This is a genomic window from Streptococcus sp. 263_SSPC, assembly GCF_001071995.1.
Classification (GTDB): Bacteria; Bacillota; Bacilli; order Lactobacillales; family Aerococcaceae; genus Granulicatella.
The window spans coordinates 39,597-62,590 of sequence record NZ_JVNU01000021.1 but is presented as its reverse complement, the minus strand read 5'-3'; the positions used below and the strand labels follow the sequence as shown (position 1 = coordinate 62,590).

The 22,994-nt window shown below is 40.1% G+C and carries 21 protein-coding genes and 1 other annotated feature (1 of these 22 only partly in view); of the genes, 20 read left to right on the top strand and 1 reads right to left on the bottom strand.

Annotated elements, in window-relative coordinates; translation table 11 throughout:
• Positions 1 to 116 (bottom strand) — a binding site (T-box leader); it reaches 106 nt to the left of the window's first position.
• Between the two features lie 289 nt (positions 117 to 405).
• The 19 genes from ADH02_RS02140 (at position 406) to ADH02_RS02050 (ending at position 21,136) form a co-directional block, all read left to right on the top strand.
• Positions 406 to 1,173 carry an ABC transporter ATP-binding protein gene (locus ADH02_RS02140; RefSeq protein ID WP_048782198.1) on the top strand — a complete coding sequence of 256 codons (768 nt, stop codon included), beginning with the start codon at positions 406 to 408 and terminating at the stop codon, positions 1,171 to 1,173.
• Entirely contained in the window at positions 1,166 to 3,136 is a 1,971-nt protein-coding gene (locus ADH02_RS02135; RefSeq protein ID WP_048782196.1) for an ABC transporter permease, read from the top strand. The genes ADH02_RS02140 and ADH02_RS02135 overlap by 8 nt, the downstream gene beginning before the upstream one ends.
• A gap of 168 nt (positions 3,137 to 3,304) precedes the next feature.
• The gene (locus ADH02_RS02130) at positions 3,305 to 4,072 is read left to right on the top strand and encodes an ABC transporter ATP-binding protein (protein WP_048782194.1); all 768 of its coding nucleotides are present in this window, start codon (positions 3,305 to 3,307) and stop codon (positions 4,070 to 4,072) included.
• Positions 4,065 to 6,026 carry an ABC transporter permease gene (locus ADH02_RS02125; RefSeq protein ID WP_048782192.1) on the top strand — a complete coding sequence of 654 codons (1,962 nt, stop codon included), beginning with the start codon at positions 4,065 to 4,067 and terminating at the stop codon, positions 6,024 to 6,026. Before ADH02_RS02130 ends, ADH02_RS02125 begins: the two co-directional genes overlap by 8 nt.
• A 236-nt stretch (positions 6,027 to 6,262) precedes the next feature.
• Positions 6,263 to 7,342: an ABC transporter ATP-binding protein gene (locus ADH02_RS02120; RefSeq protein WP_048782191.1), complete on the top strand. Its 1,080-nt coding sequence runs from the start codon at positions 6,263 to 6,265 to the stop codon at positions 7,340 to 7,342.
• Positions 7,342 to 8,217: a carbohydrate ABC transporter permease gene (locus ADH02_RS02115; RefSeq protein ID WP_048782190.1), complete on the top strand. Its 876-nt coding sequence runs from the start codon at positions 7,342 to 7,344 to the stop codon at positions 8,215 to 8,217. Before ADH02_RS02120 ends, ADH02_RS02115 begins: the two co-directional genes overlap by 1 nt.
• 4 nt (positions 8,218 to 8,221) lie before the next feature.
• A complete protein-coding gene (locus tag ADH02_RS02110) occupies positions 8,222 to 9,040 on the top strand; it encodes a carbohydrate ABC transporter permease (protein WP_048782189.1) in 819 nt (272 codons plus the stop codon).
• On the top strand, positions 9,024 to 10,316 hold the full coding sequence (locus ADH02_RS02105) for an MBL fold metallo-hydrolase (RefSeq protein ID WP_048782188.1): 1,293 nt from the start codon (positions 9,024 to 9,026) through the stop codon (positions 10,314 to 10,316). Before ADH02_RS02110 ends, ADH02_RS02105 begins: the two co-directional genes overlap by 17 nt.
• A gap of 27 nt (positions 10,317 to 10,343) precedes the next feature.
• Positions 10,344 to 11,639 carry an extracellular solute-binding protein gene (locus tag ADH02_RS02100; RefSeq protein WP_048782187.1) on the top strand — a complete coding sequence of 432 codons (1,296 nt, stop codon included), beginning with the start codon at positions 10,344 to 10,346 and terminating at the stop codon, positions 11,637 to 11,639.
• A gap of 82 nt (positions 11,640 to 11,721) precedes the next feature.
• Positions 11,722 to 12,264: a DUF1697 domain-containing protein gene (locus ADH02_RS02095; RefSeq protein WP_239681717.1), complete on the top strand. Its 543-nt coding sequence runs from the start codon at positions 11,722 to 11,724 to the stop codon at positions 12,262 to 12,264.
• Positions 12,265 to 12,318: 54 nt separating this feature from the next.
• Positions 12,319 to 13,875, top strand: a complete 1,557-nt coding sequence (locus ADH02_RS02090; protein WP_048782184.1) for a bifunctional metallophosphatase/5'-nucleotidase — start codon at positions 12,319 to 12,321, stop codon at positions 13,873 to 13,875.
• A gap of 612 nt (positions 13,876 to 14,487) precedes the next feature.
• Positions 14,488 to 15,159, top strand: coding sequence for a hypothetical protein (locus ADH02_RS02085; protein ID WP_152903879.1), 672 nt, complete (start codon positions 14,488 to 14,490; stop codon positions 15,157 to 15,159).
• A gap of 50 nt (positions 15,160 to 15,209) precedes the next feature.
• The gene (locus tag ADH02_RS02080; protein ID WP_048782180.1) at positions 15,210 to 15,893 is read left to right on the top strand and encodes a response regulator transcription factor; all 684 of its coding nucleotides are present in this window, start codon (positions 15,210 to 15,212) and stop codon (positions 15,891 to 15,893) included.
• A complete protein-coding gene (locus ADH02_RS02075) occupies positions 15,890 to 16,888 on the top strand; it encodes a sensor histidine kinase (RefSeq protein WP_048782179.1) in 999 nt (332 codons plus the stop codon). Before ADH02_RS02080 ends, ADH02_RS02075 begins: the two co-directional genes overlap by 4 nt.
• A 126-nt stretch (positions 16,889 to 17,014) precedes the next feature.
• A complete protein-coding gene (rapZ, locus tag ADH02_RS02070) occupies positions 17,015 to 17,911 on the top strand; it encodes an RNase adapter RapZ (RefSeq protein ID WP_048782177.1) in 897 nt (298 codons plus the stop codon).
• Positions 17,908 to 18,939: a gluconeogenesis factor YvcK family protein gene (locus tag ADH02_RS02065; protein ID WP_048782174.1), complete on the top strand. Its 1,032-nt coding sequence runs from the start codon at positions 17,908 to 17,910 to the stop codon at positions 18,937 to 18,939. The genes rapZ and ADH02_RS02065 overlap by 4 nt, the downstream gene beginning before the upstream one ends.
• 72 nt (positions 18,940 to 19,011) lie before the next feature.
• Positions 19,012 to 19,962: a DNA-binding protein WhiA gene (gene whiA, locus ADH02_RS02060; RefSeq protein WP_342585578.1), complete on the top strand. Its 951-nt coding sequence runs from the start codon at positions 19,012 to 19,014 to the stop codon at positions 19,960 to 19,962.
• 50 nt (positions 19,963 to 20,012) lie between these two features.
• On the top strand, positions 20,013 to 20,393 hold the full coding sequence (locus ADH02_RS02055; protein WP_048782171.1) for a single-stranded DNA-binding protein: 381 nt from the start codon (positions 20,013 to 20,015) through the stop codon (positions 20,391 to 20,393).
• A gap of 53 nt (positions 20,394 to 20,446) precedes the next feature.
• Positions 20,447 to 21,136 (top strand): DUF554 domain-containing protein, encoded by a 690-nt coding sequence (locus ADH02_RS02050; protein ID WP_048782169.1) that lies wholly within the window; start codon positions 20,447 to 20,449, stop codon positions 21,134 to 21,136.
• A 64-nt stretch (positions 21,137 to 21,200) separates the two neighbouring features.
• On the opposite strand, the gene ADH02_RS02045 is transcribed toward ADH02_RS02050, so the two are convergent.
• Positions 21,201 to 22,175 carry an L-lactate dehydrogenase gene (locus tag ADH02_RS02045; RefSeq protein WP_048782167.1) on the bottom strand — a complete coding sequence of 325 codons (975 nt, stop codon included), beginning with the start codon at positions 22,173 to 22,175 and terminating at the stop codon, positions 21,201 to 21,203.
• 200 nt (positions 22,176 to 22,375) lie between these two features.
• Between ADH02_RS02045 and pth the strand changes: the two genes are divergently transcribed.
• Positions 22,376 to 22,936, top strand: a complete 561-nt coding sequence (gene pth, locus ADH02_RS02040; protein WP_048782165.1) for an aminoacyl-tRNA hydrolase — start codon at positions 22,376 to 22,378, stop codon at positions 22,934 to 22,936.
• Positions 22,937 to 22,994 lie beyond the last annotated feature (58 nt).

Genomic DNA, 22,994 nt, shown 5'->3' with positions numbered 1-22,994 from the left:
AGGTTTCGGACAATCTACTTAAAGATCATGTTCAAAAATAACGACTTGCTTACTCGCACCAACCGTAAGCTCTCTATGAAGTTTGTATTTTTTACTCTTCTTTTCATTGCGTTTCGATATGTTATAAAAACAGGATACTGTTATCTGGGTGAAAAGTCAATGTGAAAAACATACTTTTTGTTATATCTGTTATTTATAGTTCGCTATTCTTAATTTTTATAATGAAAAACGAGATTTAAAAATCGTTTTGTTCGTGTTTTGGCTAAGCTCAGTCGTGATTCGGTTATTTTTACTAATTTTTACGCAAAATAACTCTCTAGATTGGAAAGATTATAGAATAGAGTGATAATTTTCACAGTTTACAGTATAATAGAACTATCTATTAAACAATGAAGGGTGACAACAATGACATTATTAGATGTACAACACGTACAAAAAGTTTATCAAACACGTTTTGGAGCCGCTGAAGTGACTGCGTTAAAAGATATCAACTTCTCAGTAGAAGAAGGCGAATATGTAGCAGTCATGGGGGAATCTGGTTCTGGTAAAACAACGCTATTAAATATTTTAGCGACACTAGACCGTCCAACAGATGGAACTGTGCTTTTAAACGGGGAAGACATTCAAAAGATTTCTGATAAAGTGTTAACGGAATTCCGTCGCGACCATTTAGGGTTCGTGTTCCAAGACTTCAACTTATTAGAAACATTATCCGTGTATGACAATATGGTATTGCCACTTGTGTTAGCACGTCGTCCAATCGACGAAATGGAAAAGAAAGTTCAACCAATCGCTGAAATGTTAGGCATTGAGGACTTATTGAAAAAATATCCATATGAATTATCTGGAGGTCAACAACAACGTGTGGCAATCGGCCGTGCGATGATTACAGACCCAAGCTTACTGTTAGCCGATGAACCAACAGGAGCATTGGACTCAAAATCAGCAAGCAATACATTAGATTTATTCGATAAAATCAATCAAAACGGACAAACGATTTTAATGGTAACGCATAGTACTGTTGCCGCAAGTCGTGCCAAACGCGTTCTTTTCATTAAAGACGGTTTAATTTACAACCAATTGTACCGTGAAGGAAGAACGGACCAACAAATGTTTGAATTAATCTCAGAAACATTAACTGCGATGGCAAACAGAGGTGAGGAACATGTTTAATCTACTGCGTTCCATGGCGATTACGAACTTACGTAAGAACCGTGCTCTCTATGTACCATTTGCACTCGCAACGGTGATGGTGACAGTAGTTCTATATGTAACGAACGCACTGGCTGCAACACCGGAATTCGCTCATCTAGAAGGTGGGTCAGCGATGGCCAAGACTCTTGGGTTTGGTTTCGTCATCGTTCAAATCGTATCGCTCGTCGTTATTTTGTATGCGAATGCCTTCGTGATGAAAAACCGTGCCAAAGAATTCGGTTTATACGGGATTCTCGGTCTTGACCGTAAGAATATTCAATTGCTCAGCTTGATTGAGTTAGTTGTCTTTGCCGCTTTAAGCATTGGTCTAGGATTAATCCTTGGTGTGATTTTCCACGCGGCATCGTTTGCGATTCTATTGAAACTCATTCAATACGATATCGGTATTAAATATTCCTTCCAATTCGGAAGTATTATTGCCGTTCTGTTAACGATGATGGCCATCTTCGTTCTTGTGTTCTTTTTAAATGCAGCGAAGATTTACATGAGCCGTCCGCTTGAGTTATTAAAAGAGAAGAAAAAAGGGGAGAAGAAAGGCCGCGCTGTTACGATTCGTGCCATCATTGGTCTAGGACTTCTAGGGTATGCATACTATATGTCTCAATCAATTGAGTCTCCGGTTAAAGCTCTCTTATACTTCTTCTTAGCAGTATTATTAGTAGTCGTTTCGACTTACATTTTATTCGACGCTGGTTCGATTGCGCTTCTATCCATCTTGCAAAAGAATAAGAAATTATTCTATAAACCAACGAACTTTATTTCGATTTCAAACTTGCAATTCCGTATGCGTAAAAATGCTGCCGGACTTGCCAGTGTATGTATCCTTTCGACGATGGTACTTGTTACAATGGCGACAACTGTAGCACTTCAACGTGGGACAACAGCCAGACTCGATAGCAACTATCCAACAGATTACTCTGCAGTTGCTTACTTTGTTCTAGAAAAGGATATGGATCAATATCCTCCAATCGTTCAAAAGATTAAGGAACAAACGAAAGGTCAATTGAAAGACGAGAAGACATTCTTAAACGTGCTTCGTTTCGGGCAACGTACGGAGAATGGATTCGACTTTGCGAATGTGAACTCAGGAGATAGTCCTGCAGCGATGTTCACCCTTGTTTCTGTGGACCAATATAATAAGATGTTTGGGACGAACTACACGGTTGGCGAAAAGGAAATGATTGTCGGCCATATTAAAGGGGACGTTAAAAACATTTCAGAAGTAAAGACGTATTCGGTTGTGTATAACGCGACGATTACCGTCAAAGAGATGATTGATGGGACTCCATACGCGAAAGTGATGCCACAACTACCATATGTGGCAGATAATCAGTATGTAGGGATTGTAAAAGATCCAATGCAATACTTAAACCCAGTGGCAGGTCAAGCGATGTATTACTTTACTTGGAATACCAATACACCATTTGAGTTACGTGACGCTGAATGGGCTGCGTATAAGAATGTGAAGAGTCAATACAAGGCAGATGCCATGGCGTTAAGCAGTAAGAATGAAGAGGCTAAAACGCTCTATGCCTTCATGGGTAGCTTGCTCTTAGTGGGGGCACTTCTTTCAATCGCATTCTTCATTGGTGCAGTTCTTGTTATTTACTATAAACAAATTTCTGAAGGGTACGAAGACCGTGACCGTTTCGTTATCTTACAAAAGCTCGGTATCGATCAAAAGACAATCAAGAAGTCTATCAACCGTCAAGTGTTAATTGTATTCTTCTTACCACTTGTCACAGCGTTTATCCATACCGCATTTGCCTTCAAGATGTATCGTAAGATTATCGAGCTCTTCGGGGTTGACGGCAGTGTGACATTAAACGCGACAATTGTGATTGGTGCAATTTTCGTTGTGGTATACCTCATCGTGTACCAAATCACTTCACGTAGTTACTACAGAATTATTAAACGTTAATCAACTACAACTCCAAAAGAGGTTTCCGTGCGAAGCCTCTTTTTATGTGCTTTTTTCCAAAGTGACAAAAATGTAAGAAATGGGGATAAAATGATAGGATAGTGTCATGATTTCCCTTTATGAGTGGACTATACTAAGGTCAACAAATGAAAGTAAAGGGTGAAAACAATGACATTATTAGATGTACAACATTTACAAAAGAAATATCAAACACGCTTTGGGGCTGCGGAAGTGACGGCGCTCAAAGACATCAGCTTCTCGGTTGAAGAAGGCGAATACGTAGCCGTGATGGGGGAATCGGGTTCAGGGAAAACAACTCTTCTAAATATCTTAGCGACTCTTGATCGTCCAACTGCTGGTTCTGTCTTTTTAAACGGAGAAAATATTCAAAATATCTCCGCTAAAGTTCTTACAGAATTCCGTCGCGACCATTTAGGGTTCGTGTTCCAAGATTTCAACTTATTAGAGACTTTATCGGTCTATGATAATATGGTGTTGCCGCTCGTACTCGCTCGTCGTCCGATTTCAGAAATGAAGCAAAAGGTCGAACCGATTGCGCAAATGCTAGGGATTAAAGATTTACTGAAGAAATATCCTTATGAACTCTCAGGTGGGCAACAACAACGTGTGGCGATTGGCCGTGCGATGATTACAGACCCAAGCCTACTGTTAGCCGATGAACCAACAGGGGCGTTGGACTCAAAATCAGCCAGCAACACATTAGATTTATTTGATAAGATTAATCAAAACGGACAAACGATTTTAATGGTAACGCACAGTACGGTTGCTGCAAGTCGTGCCAAACGAGTTCTTTTCATTAAAGACGGCTTGATTTATAATCAATTGTACCGTGAAGGAAGAAGTGATCAACAAATGTTCGAGTTGATCTCAGAAACATTAACTGCGATGGCAAATAGAGGTGAAATCCATGTTTAAACTCATTTTTTCGATGGCAACATCGAATCTAAAAAAGAATCATTCATTATATTTGCCGTATGCACTGACGACCATTATGGTAACGATGATTCTCTATATCACGCACGCCTTATCTGCGATGCCAGAGCTTTCCACTCTTCGCGGAGGGGGAGCCATTGCGCAAACATTGGGCTTTGGAGTCATCGTGGTTCAGCTCGTGGCACTCTTAACGATTCTTTATGCGAATGCCTTCGTGACGAAAAATCGATTAAAAGAATACGGCTTATATAGCATCCTAGGACTTGACCGAAAAAACATTCAGTTGTTGAGTTTCATTGAATTGCTTCTATTCTCAGTGGTCAGCGTGGGGCTAGGGGTTGTGCTTGGAATCGTGTTCCATCGTTTCTCGTTTGCCGTTTTATTGAAGCTCATTCGAATTCCAATCGGCATAGAGTATTCGATGCAACTCGGTAGCGTCGGTTTTGTACTGATTTCGATGGCGTTTATTTTCGGAGTTGTCTTCTTCTTAAATGCGACAAAGATGTACATGAGTCGTCCATTAGAAATGCTTTCTGAGAAGAAAAAAGGAGAAACGAAGGGGCGCTTTATCCTTCTTCGCGCACTCATTGGTGCAGGGCTTCTTGGGGGCGCGTATTATATGTCGCAAACGATTGAAGCACCTGTTGCAGCGCTATATTCCTTCTTCGTAGCGGTCCTATTAGTTGTTTTAGCAACGTATATTTTATTTGATGCAGGGTCGATTGCGCTTCTTTCGCTTTTACAAAAGCACAAACGTCTCTTTTATCAACCAACGAATTTTATTTCGATTTCTAATTTAAAATTCCGTATGCGTAAAAATGCGGCGGGTCTTGCAAGTATTTGTATTTTATCAACGATGGTGCTTGTCACATTGGCCACAACGGTCGCCTTGCAAACAGGGACAGCCGATTTATTGAAGAAAAGCTATCCAACAGATTATTCGGCAACGGCATTTGTCGAAGATTCCTCTACGATTCCGCAACTTTCAGAACAAATTAGTAAGATCAAGGCGCAATCGAAAGGCAATGTAACCAATGAAATGAATTACCTCAGCGTGCTTCGTGCCGCAAAAAGTATGGAGGGCGGAGTTGACATCGAGGGAGTCTATCCAGGAGATAGCCCAGCTGCGTTCATTACTTTCCTTTCTGCGGAAGATTACAATCGTATCTTTGGGACGAATTACAAGCCAAGTGACAATGAAGCCGTTCTTGGACTGGTCAAAGGTGACGATAAAAATGTTTCGGCTATCCGCGTGAACGGACAATTAACACTTCAAGTCAAAGAGATGATGGACAGCACAGGCTTTAAAGAAAAATTACCACAATTGCCATATGTTGCAGATAACGTTTATGTAGCCGTTGTAAAGGATCCGTCAAAGATGATCGACGGTAAACTTGGCCGTGGATTCTATTACGCATTGTGGAATACATCGACAGACATTCAGGGTAAAACAGAAGAGTTTGAGGCTTACGCTAACGTGCTTGAAGTAAGCAATGACGATTTCATCACGGTTGGAAGTAGAGAGGATGCGGCTAAAGACATCTACGGATTTATGGGAAGTTTACTCTTTGTTGGGGCACTTCTTTCCGTCGCGTTCTTCATCGGAGCGGTCCTTGTCATTTACTACAAACAAATTTCTGAAGGATACGAAGATCGTGACCGTTTCGTTATCCTACAAAAACTCGGTATCGATCAAAAGACCATTAAGAAATCCATCAATCGTCAAGTGTTAATTGTGTTCTTCTTACCACTGGTTACAGCGTTTATCCATACCGCATTTGCCTTCAAGATGTATCGTAAGATTATTCAGCTCTTCGGGGTTGACGGTAACGTAACGCTAAACGCGACAATTGTGATTGGAGCTATCTTCGTAGTGGTTTATCTCATCGTGTACCAAATCACGTCTCGTAGTTACTATAAAATTATTAAACGTTAATAGATTTTGTTCACAAACCGTGGAGTTTTAAGATGCAAAACCGCACTCTAAAGGGGTTTGTGCACGTTATAAAAATCGTAAAAAGGACGAGGTTTTCTCGTCCTTTTTTTGTGCTCAGAAACGGGATAACTGTCTACAATAAAAAGCTTTCATAAATTTTACTTTTTCAGTTTTCAGTTTCTAAAAAACATGGTAGAATAGAATGTATTGAAGTAAAAGAAACTGGAGGATTCGTCATGATCGATGTTATTGACTTAAACAAAGTATTCGATAACGGCTTTGAAGCATTAAAGTCAGTAAATTTCTCAATTGAACAAGGGGACTTAGTTTGTTTACTAGGACCTAGTGGTTGTGGGAAATCAACAATTTTAAATTTAATCGCAGGATTATTAACACCAACAGGAGGAGACATCCAATTTAAAGGAAATTCAGTTGTTACGACAGAACCTAAAGACCGTAACATTGGATTCGTATTCCAAAACTATGCGTTATACCCGCATATGACAGTGTTAGAGAACATCATGTTCCCACTAACAGTTGGTAAAAACAAAATCTCTAAAGAAGAAGCTCAAAAGATTGCAGAAGAATATATGCAATTAACAAATATTGAAGAGCTTGCAGGTAAAAAACCTGGTACTTTATCAGGGGGGCAACAACAACGTGTGGCGATCACTCGTGCGCTTGTTCAAAAACCTGAAGTGCTTCTACTTGATGAACCATTAAGTAACTTGGACGCTCGTTTACGTTTGAAAATCCGTGAAGAAATCCGTCGTCTTGTAAAAGAAGTAGGAATCACAACAATCTTCGTAACGCACGACCAAGAAGAAGCTTTATCAATCTCAGATAAAATCATTCTTTTAAACGAAGGGTACATTCAACAACATGATGACCCACAAAACTTATACCTAGAACCAAGTAACTTATTCGTTGCGAAATTCATCGGTAACCCAATCATCAACATTACAGAAGTGGACATTAAAGACGGCGTGATTACTCACCCAGCATTTAACTTACCAACTTCTGAATTATCACAAGACCGCAAACGTCAAGAATTAGCGGATGGTCACTACTACTTAGGAATGCGTCCTGAAGACGTGGTTCCAGTAGCTGAAGGTGAACAAGGGCTATTCTCAACAACTATTAGTGGCGTAGAATTAATCGGACGTGAACGTATTCTTCACTTCCCATTAGGCGAACAATTCTTGAAATCAATTGTAAGTGTGGAACATAAGATTGAAGAAGGAGACACACTTTCATTCCAATTACTAAAACACAAAATCTTCTTATTCGATAAAGATGGAGCGCGTGTTTACTAATGAGAAAATATAACCCAGAGAACCAACCTAAAGCTTGGTTATTCCTTCTTCCATCTTTAGGAGTGATTCTTCTCTTTAACATTTATCCATTACTTCGTTCGTTCTGGATGAGTTTCCAAAAAGGGTCACTATTAAAATTACAATACACAGGTTTAGACAACTACCAAAAAGTAATTGCGGACCCTGTATTCCATAAAGCGTTACTCAACACAGCACTGTATGCATTCGCAGTAGTGCCAGTAGCGTTATTAATCTCAGTCATCATTGCATGGATTATTTTCGAGAAGATTAAACGTAAAAGCTTCTTCGAAACAATCTTCTTCATGCCTTACGTTACAAGTACAATCGCTATCGGGATTGTGTTCCGTTACTTCTTCAATGGGGACTACGGAATTATCAACTTCTTCCTTGGCTTGATTGGTATTCCAGCTGTGAACTGGTTGGATAACGTTAACATGAGTATGCCAACATTGATTATTTTCGGGGTTTGGACAAGTTTAGCGTTCAATATCATCATCCTCTTAGCAGGATTGCGTAATATTGATCCTGAGCACTTCAAAATTGCGAAAATGTTTGGTGCGACAGACCGTGAAATCTTCTGGCGTATTACATTCCCGCAATTAGTTCCAACAATTGCCTTCCTTTCAACGGTTAACTTAATCGGGGCATTCAAAGTGTATACACAAGTGTACGCATTATTTGGCGGAACTGCTGGTCCAGCGAACTCAGCAACAACAGCTGTGTACTATATTTACGACAAGTTCCATGTGGCAGGAAGACCAGGGGTTGCCATGGCAGCAACTGTAATCTTGTTTGCAATCATTCTTTTTGCAACATTCCTCCAAAACAAATTCTTGAGAAAGGCGGAGGGATAAGAAGATGAAAAAAGTATTTAACGGTTTTTCAATCGCGCTTTTAATTTTCTTAGCGTTGATTACAGTATTCCCATTTATTTACATGGTAATGACAGGGTTAATGACATACGCGGAAGCAACAAGCATTCCACCGTCATTCATCCCAAGTTCATTCAAATTTAGTAACTATTTAGAAGTATTTAGCCGTGCGCCATTCTTACGTTACTTCGGAAACACATTATTCGTGTCTCTATTTACAACAGTGGCAACAGTAATTACTTCATTACTAGCTGCCTTTGCTGTAACAAGCTTACAGTTCAAAGGGAAAAACATTGTCATGATGATTTTAGTTTCTCTATTAATGGTTCCTTACGAATCAATCATCTTTACAAACTACCAAACAATCGCTCAATTAGGGTTATTAAACACTTATGTAGCGTTAATCATTCCGTTCTTAACAAGTATCTTCTATATTTACTACTTGAACGGGTACTTAAAAGGAATCCCAAGTACATTCTACAAAGCTGCTAAAATTGATGGTGCGAGTGATTTAGAATACATCCGCCGCATTTTAGTGCCAATGTGTAAACCAGCATTGGTAACAGTAGGGATTTTAACATTCATCCAAAGCTGGAATTCATTCCTATGGCCATTATTGGTTACAAACACGAAAGAATTCCGTCTATTAAACAACGGACTTTCTGCCTTCACGACAGAAGCCGGAAGTGATGTTCACTTACAAATGGCCGCAGCAACTTTAACGGTTATCCCAATTCTGTTAATTTACTTCGTATTCAGAAAAGAAATTATTAGAGGGGTAGCGAAGAATGGTATCAAAGGATAAAACAAGGATTACCTTTCATAGCGGCATTTTAACAATCGGTGGAACGGTCATCGAAGTTGCTTACAAAGATAGCCATATCTTCTTCGACTTCGGGACTGAGTTTTTACCAGAATTAGAATTGCCCGATGAATCGGTGCAAACACTCACTGATCATAAAGTGATTCCACATTTAAAAAATATGTATGATGCACGTATCCCTTACAAATATGAAGGGGATGAAGATAAAGACTATGCCAACACGGCGGTCTTTATCTCACATGCGCATTTGGACCATACAAGAATGTTGAATTATTTAGACCCAAACATTCCTTTATATACATTGAAGGAAACAAAAATGATTGTAAATTCGCTTAACCGCAATGGCGTGTTCTTACTACCATCGCCGTTTGAAGACGATGCATTTACAAGAGACATGATTGGGTTAGATGCTGGAGACGTGATTAAGGTTGGAGAAATCGAAGTAGAAATCGTGCGTGTCGACCATGACGCGTATGGGGCTGCTGCTTTAATCATCAAAACTCCTGGTCATCATATTACGTATACAGGGGACTTACGACTTCACGGTCATAATGCCGAAGACACAATCGAATTTTGTAAGAAGGCAAAACATACCGACCTTTTAATGATGGAAGGTGTATCGATTAGCTTTGGGGACCGAAAAGAGGTTGAAGACGAAATCAAACCTGAAAACGAGGAAGATGTGATTCGTCATATCGCTCGCCTCGAACAAGAAAATCCAAATCGACAAATTACCTTTAATGGTTATCCAGCAAATGTCCGTCGTTTTGAAAAAATCGTCGAAGGAACAAGCCGTACTGTTGTTTTAGAAGCAACGATGGCGGCACTTCTTAAAGAAGTCTTCCAAAAAGAAGCTCATTACTACTATAGAGAAGGAGCTCCAAAACTCGACGAACTTGATCCTACTTTAGAAATTTCATATCAAACGTTGTTAGAGGATACTTCGAAGTATCTATGGCAAGCAGTCGATCATTTCGAACGTTTGCAAGAAGGAAGCTTATACATCCACAGCGATGCACAGCCTCTCGGGGACTTTGATCCGAACTATCAACCGTTTCTTGATTTATTGGCGGAAAAACATATTGAGTTTGTACGCCTAGCTTGCTCAGGTCACGCAAAACCGGACGACTTAGACCGCATTATTGCGATGATCGAGCCTAAATGTTTGGTTCCAATTCATACGTTAAAACCAGAACTTCTGGTAAATCCGTATGGTGACAGAATATTGCCGTATCGCGGCGAAAAAATTGTGTTGTAAAAACTATATAACAAAAGGAGAAGAAAAATGAAATTCAAATCTTTAGTAAAAGCGACACTAGCAACAGCATCAGTTGTGGCGTTAACAGCATGTGGAGCTAACTCATCAAACAGCTCACAACAAGCTGAAACTAAAAAAGACATCGTAACAGAGGTTAAATCAGAAACTACAATCACTTTCTGGCATGCCATGAACGGTCAGCTTGAAAAAGCTCTTCAAAAATTAACAGATGACTTTATGAAAGCTAACCCAAATATCAAAGTAGAGTTACAAAACCAATCTTCATACAAAGATTTACAAGCTAAAATTAACTCAACTTTAACTTCACCAAAAGATTTACCAACAATCACTCAAGCATATCCTAACTGGTTATTCAATGCTGCTGAGCAAGATACATTGGTAGACTTCAAACCATACATTGAAAATGAAACAATCGGATTCAAGAAAGGTGAAGAAATCCGTTCAGACTTAATGGAAGGTGCTAAAATCAAAGGAGTACAATACGGTATCCCATTCAACAAATCTACAGAAGTATTATTCTACAATGCAGATATCTTGAAACAATACGGTGTTAAAGTTCCAACTACTTTAGATGAATTAAAAGAAGCAGCTAAAACAATTTACGAAAAATCTAACCACGAAGTTGTTGGTGCTGGTTTCGACTCATTAAACAACTACTATGCAATTGGTATGAAGAACAAAGGCATTGACTTCACTAAAGAATTAGACTTCGCAAGTGACGCTTCAAAAGAAGTTGTTAAATACTATGCAGACGGAATTAAAGATGGATACTTCCGTGTAGCTGGTTCAGATAAATACTTATCAGCACCATTCCAAAACAAAAAAGTGGCTATGTATGTTGGTTCAACAGCTGGTGAATCATTCGTAGCTAAAGGCGCTAAAGAAGCTGGTTTCGAATACGGAGTAGCAGTTCGTCCTGAGAAATTCAACTTACAACAAGGTACTGACATTTACATGTTCGAAGGTTCTACAACTGAAGAACAACGTACTGCAGCATTCTTATACTTGAAATTCTTATCTTCAGCTGAATCTCAATTATACTGGGCACAACAAACTGGTTACATGCCAACAGTTGCTTCAGTGTTAGAAAAAGATGAATACAAGAAATCAAACTCTAAAGTTCCTGCAATTTTAGGCGAAGCTACTAAGAATTTATTCTCAATTCCTGTAGTTGAAAACTCTGACCCTGCATACGCGGAAGTTCGTACGATTTTAGAAAAAATCTTTACAACTCAAAACGGCAATGTAGATCAATTAATCCAAGATTCTAAAGCACAATTTGATGCAGCGTGGAATCAATAATCACATATAAGTTCATTCACAACACAATCACAACGAAAGCCTGGGGAATTATCCTCAGGCTTTTTGTGTGGAATGAGTGTATGTGCTTTTATTAAGAGGCGTCAATGTTGGTGGTAAAAATAAAGTCGTGATGAGCGAATTGAAGGGATTCTTGAAACGTGAAGGGTTCAGCGATGTGGATTCGTACATTAATAGCGGGAACTTATTTTTTGCAAGCGATGAGAGTGTAGAAAAAATCGTTTTGAAGGTTGAAAAGGTATTAGAAGAGAATTATGAGTTCTCGATTCCGTTTGCGCTGCTTTCAAAAGAGGAGTACTTAAAAGAAATGGCTGGGCTTCCGGATTGGTGGAAGGATGAGTTTGCTAGAAAAGATATTTTGTTTTTCTCACGGGGGACAGATACTGATGAAGTTGTTCGATTTGTAGAAGAGTCAGCGTTTTATAATGAAAAAGTATTTGTTGGGAAATGTGCAGTCTTCTGGGCGAAAATTGATGAGGCAGAGTATCAAAAAACGACTTACCATAAGAAGATTTTGAAGCAACCATTTTATAAGACGATTACGATTCGAAATGGGAAGACATTTGATAAAATCGCAGAAATACTGCAGACAGAGAAACCTTTGTGATAGGGCTTTTTTATGGTACAATAGTGTGTGAATTTGTAGAAAGTGAGGCGCATTATGGAAATTAAAATTATTGAAACTAGTGATATGCATGGGTACGTGTTACCGACAAACTATACAGAGAGAAACATGGACTTAGGATTCAGTACGGCGAAGGCTGCGACTGTGATTCGTCGCTTAAAAGAAGAAGCAAATGGTCCTGTGATTCAAATCGAAAACGGGGACTTCATTCAAGGGTCACCATTAAGCTACTATGTTCGTAAACAAGATTCAAAAGTAGCATCTGATTTAACAAAAGTATTGAACTATTTAAACTATGACTTAGGAATTCTAGGAAACCACGAGTTTAACTATGGGTTAGACTACTTAAGAGAAGCGATTGCGTCTTACAACCACCCAATTCTTTGCTCAAACATTTTAACAAAAGACGGCAAGCCAGCGTTTGGCGAACCTTACAAAGTGTTCGAGAAAGATGGCGTGAAAATCGCAGTTTTAGGGATTACAACGCCTTATATTCCAAATTGGGAACAACCTGCAACGGTAAAAGATTTAGTATTCGTGAGCGCGTTGGAAACAGCGAAGAAATACGTTCCAGAAATGCGTAAAGTTGCGGACGTTGTCGTTGTAACTTATCACGGAGGATTCGAGTGCGACCTTTCATGCGGTGATCCAACGGAACTCTTAACAGGAGAAAACGAAGGGTATGCGATTGCGACGCAAGTAGAAGGAATCGATGCGTTAGTGACAGGACACCAACACCGTGTGATTGCACAAAAAGTGAATGGCGTGCCAGTGATTCAACCAGGATACCGCGGCGCATATGTCGGTGAAATCAGCTTAGAAGTGGAAAAAGTAGACGGAAAGTATACGGTTGTTTCAAGTGAAGCAAAACTTCACCCAACAGAAGATGTGCCAGCAGATCCAGCCGTATTAGAAATGTTTAGCGATTTACAAGCGGAAGTGGAAGATTGGTTAGATACTCCAGTAGGAAAAGTTGTTGGAGATATGACCATTAAAGATCCACATGCAGCACGTTTAAGCGAGCATCCATATATTGAATTTATCAATAAGGTTCAAATGGAAGCCAGCGGTGCGGACATCTCAGGAACTGCGTTATTCAACAATGACGGACGTGGATTTAACTCAGAAATCCGTATGCGTGACGTGATTACGAACTATATTTATCCAAATACATTAGCCGTTCTAAAAGTGAGCGGTGCGGACTTGAAAGCGGCTCTTGAACGTGTGGCGACTTATTTCATCGTCGAAAACGGACAAGCAGTCTTCAATCCTAAATATGTGGAACCAAAACCTCAATACTACAACTACGATATGTACGAAGGAATCGAGTACACATTAGACTTCACTAGACCATTCGGCGACCGTGTGACTCGCTTAGAGTACCATGGCAAACCGGTTCAAGATACGGATGAATTAGAAGTAGTGACAAACCAATACCGTGCAGTTGGTGGCGGAAACTATAGTATGTTTAAGCCAGAGAAGATTGTGCGTGAGGTGCAGATCGACATGACGGAGCTCATTGCGGAATACTTGCGCAAACATCCAGTCATCGAAGCCACAGTCAACAACAACTTTAAGACTGTGGTGAAATAATATATAGACATTTCAAACTCCTCAGAGTTTGTTATAGAAAAGCATTATAGGATACCGGTTTGAGTCTTAGGTCTCAAACCTACCAAGCTTCAAACAGTCTCTACGAAATGAATTTCTAGAGACTGTAATTCACATTGGTTATCATTTCCTATAATGCTTTCTATAACCTCTGAGGAGTTTTCTGTTTTATCAGCAGTTAAGTTGTTGTGTTGCTTCAATAAAGTTAGAACAATTATTCCTTCATTCGAAATGAGAAGCGTTAGCCAATATAGCTGTACCGGATTGAGCCAAGGTCTCAATCCTATCGAGCCTCAAACGGATGGTAGGAAATGAATTTCCAACCATCCGTAATTCGCATCGATTACTAATCGCTATAATGGCTACTATGTTATCCGAAAACGCGTAGCTTTTTTATTTGCCTCTTAACGTTGTTGTTTTGCTTCGATGATGTTAGTGCGAGTATTCCTTCATTCGAAAGAGGAATGTGCTTAAAATGGATTGGAGATTCTTATGTTGAGATTGCGAAAAGTTTAGGATTTTGTTAGGGAATGTTACGGTATAGGCGGGATATGGTATGATGAAGGCACTGTATTGCAAAGTGAGGTTTTGTGTGTGAAGTTAAAGAAATGGTCGTGGATTGGGCTATTGATGTTATGCGTAGCGATGTTAGTAGGGTGTGCGGATCACACGAGTCGTGGGTATCTTGAAGAGCTGGCTGGGAAAGAATTGAGCCGTGTTTATCCGACAAAAAATATTGAAGATTTATTTGAGCAGTTTCCGAATGGATTTACCGTAAGTCAGATGCGTGTAGTCGGTGACTCGAATGTATTTGTTTATCTTGAGGCTAGGGAAAAAGGGAAGCCGCTAGTTGGAACGATTAAGCAGCTCAATTCTAAAACTAAGGAAGAAGAGAAAAGTATACCGTTCCAATATGTGGATGGAAAGTTTGTTTTTGAAAACGAAGAAGAGGCGAAAAAACTCTGGCCACAAGGAAAGTTTGTATTCCAGGAATTGCAATTGAATAAAGATATTTTGGCAAAGGCAAAATTGCGAGAGAATATTTATACGAAGAAAGAAGAAAGTCCTACTGGGGATAATACATTTTATCTAAAATATAGCATTCAACTTCCAGTGGTTAGTCGGATTTTGGGGATAGAAGAGTCGCAGCCGGTAGAGTTCTTTATCTTTGGTCGTGACGAGTCCGATGGCTTCGTATATGAAATTGGAACGGAGCAAGATCATCAAACGACTTTATGGGAAATGATACGAGAAATTAGGAAATAGATGGTTTTCTGTAAATTGGAAAGATGTTACAATGAAAACGAGGTGAGTGTATGCAAACAATAATGATTGTCGAAGATGAAAGAGTCATTCGTGATGCAATTGTACAAGAATTAGAAAAATGGAATTATGAAGTCGTTGCGGTGGAAGACTTTTCGCAAGTGTACACTCAATTTTTAGCCATCAATCCGCAGTTGGTCATTCTGGATATTACATTGCCGTTTTATAATGGCTATTATTGGTGCCAAGAGATTCGTAAGGTGTCTCAGGTGCCGATTATGTTCTTGTCGTCCAGGGATCAAGCGATGGATATTGTGATGTCGATTAATATGGGTGCGGATGATTATATGACAAAACCGTTTGAGCCGAGTGTATTGGTCGCAAAAATTCAAGGGATGATGCGTCGCAGTTATGAGTTCGTTCAGCAGAAAGATTGGCTGGAATATAAGGGGATTGCCTTGCAGCTTGGAAGTGGAAAAGTTTCGTATGAAGGTAATGTCATCGAATTGTCGAAGAATGAATTTATCATTTTACGTGTACTATTTGAAAAACAAGGGGACATTGCGCCAAGAGAAGATTTAATGAATGCATTGTGGAATAGCGATGTGTTTGTCGATGATAATACCTTATCTGTCACAGTTGCTCGTTTGCGGAAGCGTCTTGGCGAAATCGGGTTGGAAAAATTAATCACGACGAAAAAAGGCGTCGGGTATGGATTGGCGGAAGTGATTGAATGAAGACAAAAGTGGAATTTAGTATGGCTTGGTTCAAATCGCATGCCTTCTTACTCGGGGCGCTGGCCTTCATCGAATTGTTTTCGATTGGGTTCTTCTTCGTCTTTAATTGGCTAAATTCAGAAGTGGGCTATTATTTATTTTTACAAGCCTTTTTCCTTTTGGTGATTGTTGGTGCACTTTTGTGGCACGATTGGAGAAAGTACAGAGAAGTCGTTCGAAGTTTGCAGCAGGAAGTGACGACGCTAGACGATGGATTTTCGCCTGTTGTGAGTCATTTATATGAGGCGATTCAACAAGAGAAGTCGGATATGCGAGGGCTAAGTACGAAGATGAAGCAACTTCGCAAGGAAGATGTGGACTACTATACTTTATGGGCGCATCAAATTAAAACGAGTATTGCCGCAAGTCAATTGTTGATTCGTGAGTTGCCGCAAACGTCTGAGAAATCCTTATTGAGTCAAGAACTCGTTCGGATTACGACATATACAGAACTAGCACTGCATTATGTTCGAATGGAAAGTTTCCATCAGGACTTATCGATTGCAACGATTTCTATCGATGAAGTGATTCGTCCGCTCTTGAAGAAATACGCAACCTTCTTTATTTCGAAGAAATTGCATTTGGACTATGTTCCTACTGAGAAAAAGGTCGTGACGGATTCGAAATGGTTAGGCGTCATCGTCGAGCAAGTGTTATCGAATGCGGTGAAATATACGCCTGAAGATGGAACGATTCGTATTCTTTTTGAAGGCGATACGTTAACGATTGAAGATACGGGAATCGGGATTGCCCCTTACGATATTAAACGAATTTTTGAACGTGGATTTAGTGGCTATAATGGTCGTGTGAACCACCAATCAACAGGACTAGGGCTCTACTTATCTTCAGAGATTGCCAAACGATTAGGCGTTACGCTTAGTGTAGACTCGACTGTTGGAGAAGGGACAACGGTTCATATTCAGATTCCGTCTGAAGTGATACAAGTGAAAGATTAATGGAAAGCGAGGGGGAACCCTCGCTTTTTTGTGTGATAAAAAGAGTATTTTTGCTAAAAAAGTTAACGATGACACGCCCGGATGTGTTATAATTGTAAAGATAACAATATCGTTTGAGATAGGAGAATGACAATGGCAGTAGATCAATTAGAATTAGTCGTCATTACAGGTATGAGTGGGGCAGGGAAAACTGTTGCAATGCAAAGTTTCGAAGACATGGGATATTTCTGTGTCGATAATATGCCACCAAGTCTTCTACCAAAATTTTGGGAATTAGTAAAAGAATCAGGAAAAATTACAAAAATTGCGCTCGTAATCGACTTACGTTCACGCGCATTCTTTGATGAAATCATGTCCGCTATTGCTGGCCTTGATAACACATCATTTATTACAACAAAAATTTTATTCTTAGAAGCGAGCGATGATGCGCTTGTTTCTCGTTACAAAGAAACAAGAAGAACGCACCCTCTAGCAAGTGATGGTCGTATTTACGATGGGATTATTTCTGAACGTCGCTTGTTACAAGATATTAAGACACGCGCGCAAAAAGTGATTGATACAACAAATCTTTCACCACGTAAATTACGTGAAGAAATCATGCAAGCTTTCTCTACAGGCAACGAAGGAATTTTCACAGTCCAAGTGATGTCATTTGGATTTAAATACGGACTTCCAATCGATGCGGATGTCGTGATGGATGTTCGTTTCTTACCAAATCCACATTATATCCCTGAATTACGTCCGCTAACGGGATTAGATGAGCCAGTGTATGATTACGTTATGAGTCAACCTGAAGCGAAGACGTTCTATCATAAATTGATGGACTTACTCGACTTCTCAATCCCAGGCTACAAAAAAGAAGGAAAATCTAGCGTGACGATTGCCATCGGATGTACAGGCGGTCAACACCGTTCTGTAGCTTTTGCGGAACGTATCGGGCGCGAATTATTATCAGACTCTTACAACGTGACAATCTCTCATCGTGACAAAGACCGTCGTAAAGAAGGGAATGGACGCTCATGATGTTTGAGGTAACACCGAATCCTCCAAGAAAGAAAGGCCCTAAAATCACTGTTATTGGTGGAGGTACAGGACTTCCAGTACTACTGAGAAATCTGCGTAAGAGAGATGTGGATGTGACTGCGATTGTAACGGTTGCCGATGATGGTGGAAGTTCAGGAATCATTCGAGATTATATGAACGTTGTGCCACCAGGAGATATTCGAAACTGTATGATTGCTCTTTCTCCGATGAACGCTTTACAAAAAGAAATTTTCCAATATCGTTTTAATTCCGATGATCAATTCTTCGCCGGACATGCGATTGGGAACTTAATTATTGCGGCCTTAACAGAGATGCGTGGAAATATTTTCGATGCGATTCGTCTCCTAAGCCGTATGATGGCGGTGGAAGGACATGTGTATCCTGCCGCTGAAGAGCCATTATTACTACGCGCGGAATTCCAAGATGGAACGATTGTGGACGGGGAAGCGGAACTTGTGAAATATCGCAAGAAGATTAAGAAAGTTTCCGTGCATTGCTACGACGAAAATCGTAAGCTTGATGAAAGCCGTACGCCAACAGCTGCGCGTGAAGTCATCAATGCGATTATGGAAGCCGATATGGTTGTACTAGGACCTGGTAGTCTTTATACGAGTATCTTGCCAAACTTAATGATTAGCGATATCGGTCAAGCGGTTTGCGAAACGAAAGCGGAAGTGGTGTACATTTGTAACATCATGACGCAACGTGGTGAAACGGAACACTTTACCGATGCAGATCATGTGAGAGTGTTGCATGAACATTTAGGAACGCAGTTTATCGACACCGTTCTCGTGAATACTGAGGCAGTGCCAGAAGAGTACTTAAACCAACAAAAGAACGAAGAGTATCTTTACCAAGTGAAGTACGACTTCCAAGGATTGCGCGACGAGGGATGCCGAGTAGTGTCGTCTGACTTTATTAAATTACGTGAAAAAGGCGTATACCATGATGGTGAAAAAGTTATCGACGAATTATTCCGTCTCTTACAAAGTGCACGAATTGAATAATAACGAATGAAATAGGAGCCAAGACTTCCTCTTGGCTCCTTCAACATGACTAGAAGAGAAAGGAGGAGGCCTGTGTCCTTACTATCATTTGCTGCAGAGACAAAACAAGAACTAACGCAACTAGAAGTGCAATATGACTATTCAAAATATGAACTAGCGGCGCTGATTCGAATGAATGGGGCGGTTGGAATTTTGAATCGTCAATTGATTTTAAATATCCAAACAGAAAATGCTGCGATTGCCAGACGCATTTATGTGCTCTTGAAGAAGTATTATCAAGTGGAAAGTGAACTCTTGGTTCGCCGTAAGATGAAACTGAAGAAGAACAATGTGTATATTGTACGTTTGAAACACGGAACGGAAGAAATTCTGGAAGACTTGAATATCAAGTCGAGCGGCTTATTTAATATGCGCGTTCCGGAAAATGTTCGTGAAGACGAAGAGAAGATGCGTGCCTACCTTCGTGGGGCGTTTCTGGCTGGTGGTTCGATTAATGATCCGAAAACAAGCCGTTATCACTTAGAGATTTATTCGATTTACGAAGAGCACAACGACGATATTTGTCAGATGATGAATGCGTTTGGATTGAACGCCAGAACGATTGAGCGTCGTAAGGGGTATATCACGTACTTGAAAGAAGCCGAGAAAATCGCAGACTTCCTTGCCGTGATTCATGCTTCCAAAGCGATGCTGCATTTTGAAGATATCCGAATCATTCGCGATATGCGAAATACGGCGAATCGTTTAGTGAACTGCGAGAATGCCAATATTAATAAAGTGGTGAACGCAGCCACTCGTCAAATCGAAGAGATTCAATATATCGAAGATACGGTGGGACTGGATGCCTTGCCGGATAAATTATCGGATATTGCAAAAATCCGTTTAGAGAATCCAGAAATTAGTTTGAAAGAATTGGGCGAAATGTTACCTTCTGGGCCTATCTCAAAATCAGGGGTTAACCACAGACTGCGTAAGATTTCTGAATTTTCTCAAAAATTAAGAGAAGAAGGAAAAGCCAATTAGAGGAAGTGTGGCGTAGCTTACTATAGAAAAAACTATAGGAGGTTCGTCTTATGAACTTAGTATCTTTAATTGGTCGTGTTGTCAAAGAGGTAGAGGTGCAACAACTTCAACCTTCCGGAAAGAGTGTGTTTAATAATACCATCGCGGTGCAAAATGTGTACCGTAACAGCGATGATTCCTATCATTCACACTTTATCCAAGTGGTCGCTTGGGGCAGAATTGCGGAGCGTATCGGCAAGTTTGTCAAAAAAGGGGACCGCATTGGCGTGGAAGGACGACTCAACACTCGTCGCTACACTAACAAGAATCATCAAGAAGTGTATGTGACCGAAGTGGTGATTGAGGAAGTGTACTTCTTAGAGAGAAAACACGAAACAGAAGAGAACGGAGCGAGTCCTTTTGAAGATCCGCAAAGTTTGTTTGTGGAATAGTGAAAGGAGAGAAATTCCTTCACTAGAATGGTTAAAATGAAGGAGTTTTTCGAGTGATTATATTTATTAATGGGATAGCTATTGTTGTCGGAGCGCTTGCGGGTGTATTTTTACGTCATATTATTTCAGAGCGCTTCGCACAACATATCATGCAAGGGTTAGCGCTATGTGTGTTCTTAGTCGGAATTAAAGGCGCGATTCAAATCCCAAATAGCTTGATTATGATTTTATCGCTTGTATGCGGTGGGGTTGTCGGAGAAGGGCTTCAAATGGAGGAGCGAGTACGCAAGTTCTCAGACTGGCTTCAGGAGAAGGCTTCAAAAGGTAAAGAAAACAATTTAAATATCGGCGAAGGGTTCGTTGCGGCAGTGATGATTTTCTGCGTGGGAGCTCTTGCCACAATGGGATCTATCCAGCTAGGAATTACAGGAGACCCAACGTTACTTCAAACAAAGTCAGTACTTGACGGGATTACTTCAATTTTCCTTGCGGCAACGGAAGGGATTGGAGTAGGGCTTTCTGCTGTGGCGGTCATTGCGTATGAGTTAATTTTAGTGGGCTTATCACAAATCGTTGCCCCTCATTTAAATGATGTGGTAACCCTATCGATGTCGGCAGTGGGGTCCGTACTTTTAGTCGGTTTAGCAATGAACTTACTAGGCATTACGAATATTAAGGTGTTGAATTTCTTGCCAGCCATCTTTATGCCGATTTTACTTGTACCGCTATTTGCGTTATTTTAATAGTTGAAGACAATGAAAAACACCGTTCCAAGAAATTTTCTTGGAACGGTGTTTTGTTGTTTTATTAGTTGTTTTCTGCTTCTAATTTTTCGAAAGCATCGTGTAAGATTGATTTCAATGTGTTCGCAGATAAGTCCATTTTCTCTTGTTCAGAGTCAGCTAGAGGGATTTCGATGATTTGACGAATTCCTTCACGTCCGATAACGGCTGGAGCTCCGATGAAAATATCGTTTTGTCCGTATTGACCCTCAAGGTATACCGATAATGGGAAGATAGCTTGTTCGTTGTTTAAGATGGCTTTTGTAATACGCGCTAGAGTAGCACCGATACCGTAGTAAGTAGCACCTTTTTTAGCGATGATTTCATAAGCCGCGTCACGTACTTGGAAGAATACTTCAACTAATTTTTCTTCATCAACGTGTGGATTTTGACGAACCCATTCGTAGATTTGTAAACCGCCGACGTTTGTATGTGACCAAACTGGGAATTCAGTGTCTCCGTGTTCACCCATGATATATCCGTGAACGTTACGTGCGTCAACGCCAACTAATTCAGCGATTGTTTGACGGAAACGAGCACTGTCCAAAGAAGTACCAGATCCGATAACGCGTTCTTTTGGAAGTCCTGAGAATTTCCAAGTTGCGTAAGTTAAGATATCTACTGGGTTAGACGCCATTAAGAAGATTCCGTTGAATCCGCTAGCCATAATAGAGTCTACGATGTTTTTCAAGATTTTTAAGTTTTTAGATACTAAGTCCAAGCGAGTTTCGCCAGGTTTTTGAGCAGCTCCTGCTGTGATACATACGATATCTGCGTCGTGGCAGTCTTCGTATTTCGCTGCATAAATCTTTTTAGGGGCATTGAAAGCTAAGGCATGTGATAAGTCTAACGCATCGCCTTCTGTTTTCTCGAAATTGATGTCGATAATTCCTAGTTCTTCTGCTATCCCTTGTAATACAAGTGCGTATGCGTAACTAGAACCAACGGCACCGTCACCGACTAAAATTACTTTATTACCATGTTTTTGAGATTTTTCCATATTCATACCTCCTAAAAAATTAGTGATGGAATATCCATAAACAAGTATAGCACGATTTTTTTAAAATTGATTTTCATAAGTCCCCTTTTATGACAAATAATACATAAAAAACACAATTTCGTAAAAATGTGAATTAATAACGGGACGGTGTAGGGGTATGGTATAATAGCAAAATAGAAGAAAAAAGAATAGGTGAAAGTATGAAATTAGTCGTTGGTCTAGGGAATCCTGGAGCAAAGTATAAAGGGACAAGACATAATGTCGGGTTCATGACAATGGATGAAGTTGCCTATCAAGAGAAGTTTGATTTTGATAAGGCGCTTTTTGATGCAGTATTTGCGCAAGTGCAAATCGGTGGCGAAAAAGTCATCTTCATGAAGCCGTTGACATTTATGAACTTATCGGGTGAAGCGATTCGTCCGCTGATGAATTATTTTAAAATTGGAATCGAAGACTTGCTTGTGGTTTATGATGATATGGATCTGCCGGTTGGAAAGATTCGTCTTCGTCAAAAAGGCAGCGCCGGAGGACATAACGGAATCAAGAGTATTATTTCGTGCCTTGGTACGAGCGAGTTTAACCGTATTAAGGTTGGGGTTGGTCGTCCAAAAGATGGGCGTACGGTCGTAGGACATGTGCTCAACCGTTTTGAAAAAGAGGAAGAAGAGGACATTATTTTTGCCGTGCAAAAGAGTGTCGATGCGATTCGTTCGTGGATTGAAACGGATGATTTCGTCAAAACAATGAATCAATTTAATTAATCCATAGGAAAGAGATGCTGCAAAATTTTTTTGCGGTCTCTTTTTGTCGTTGGAAAAA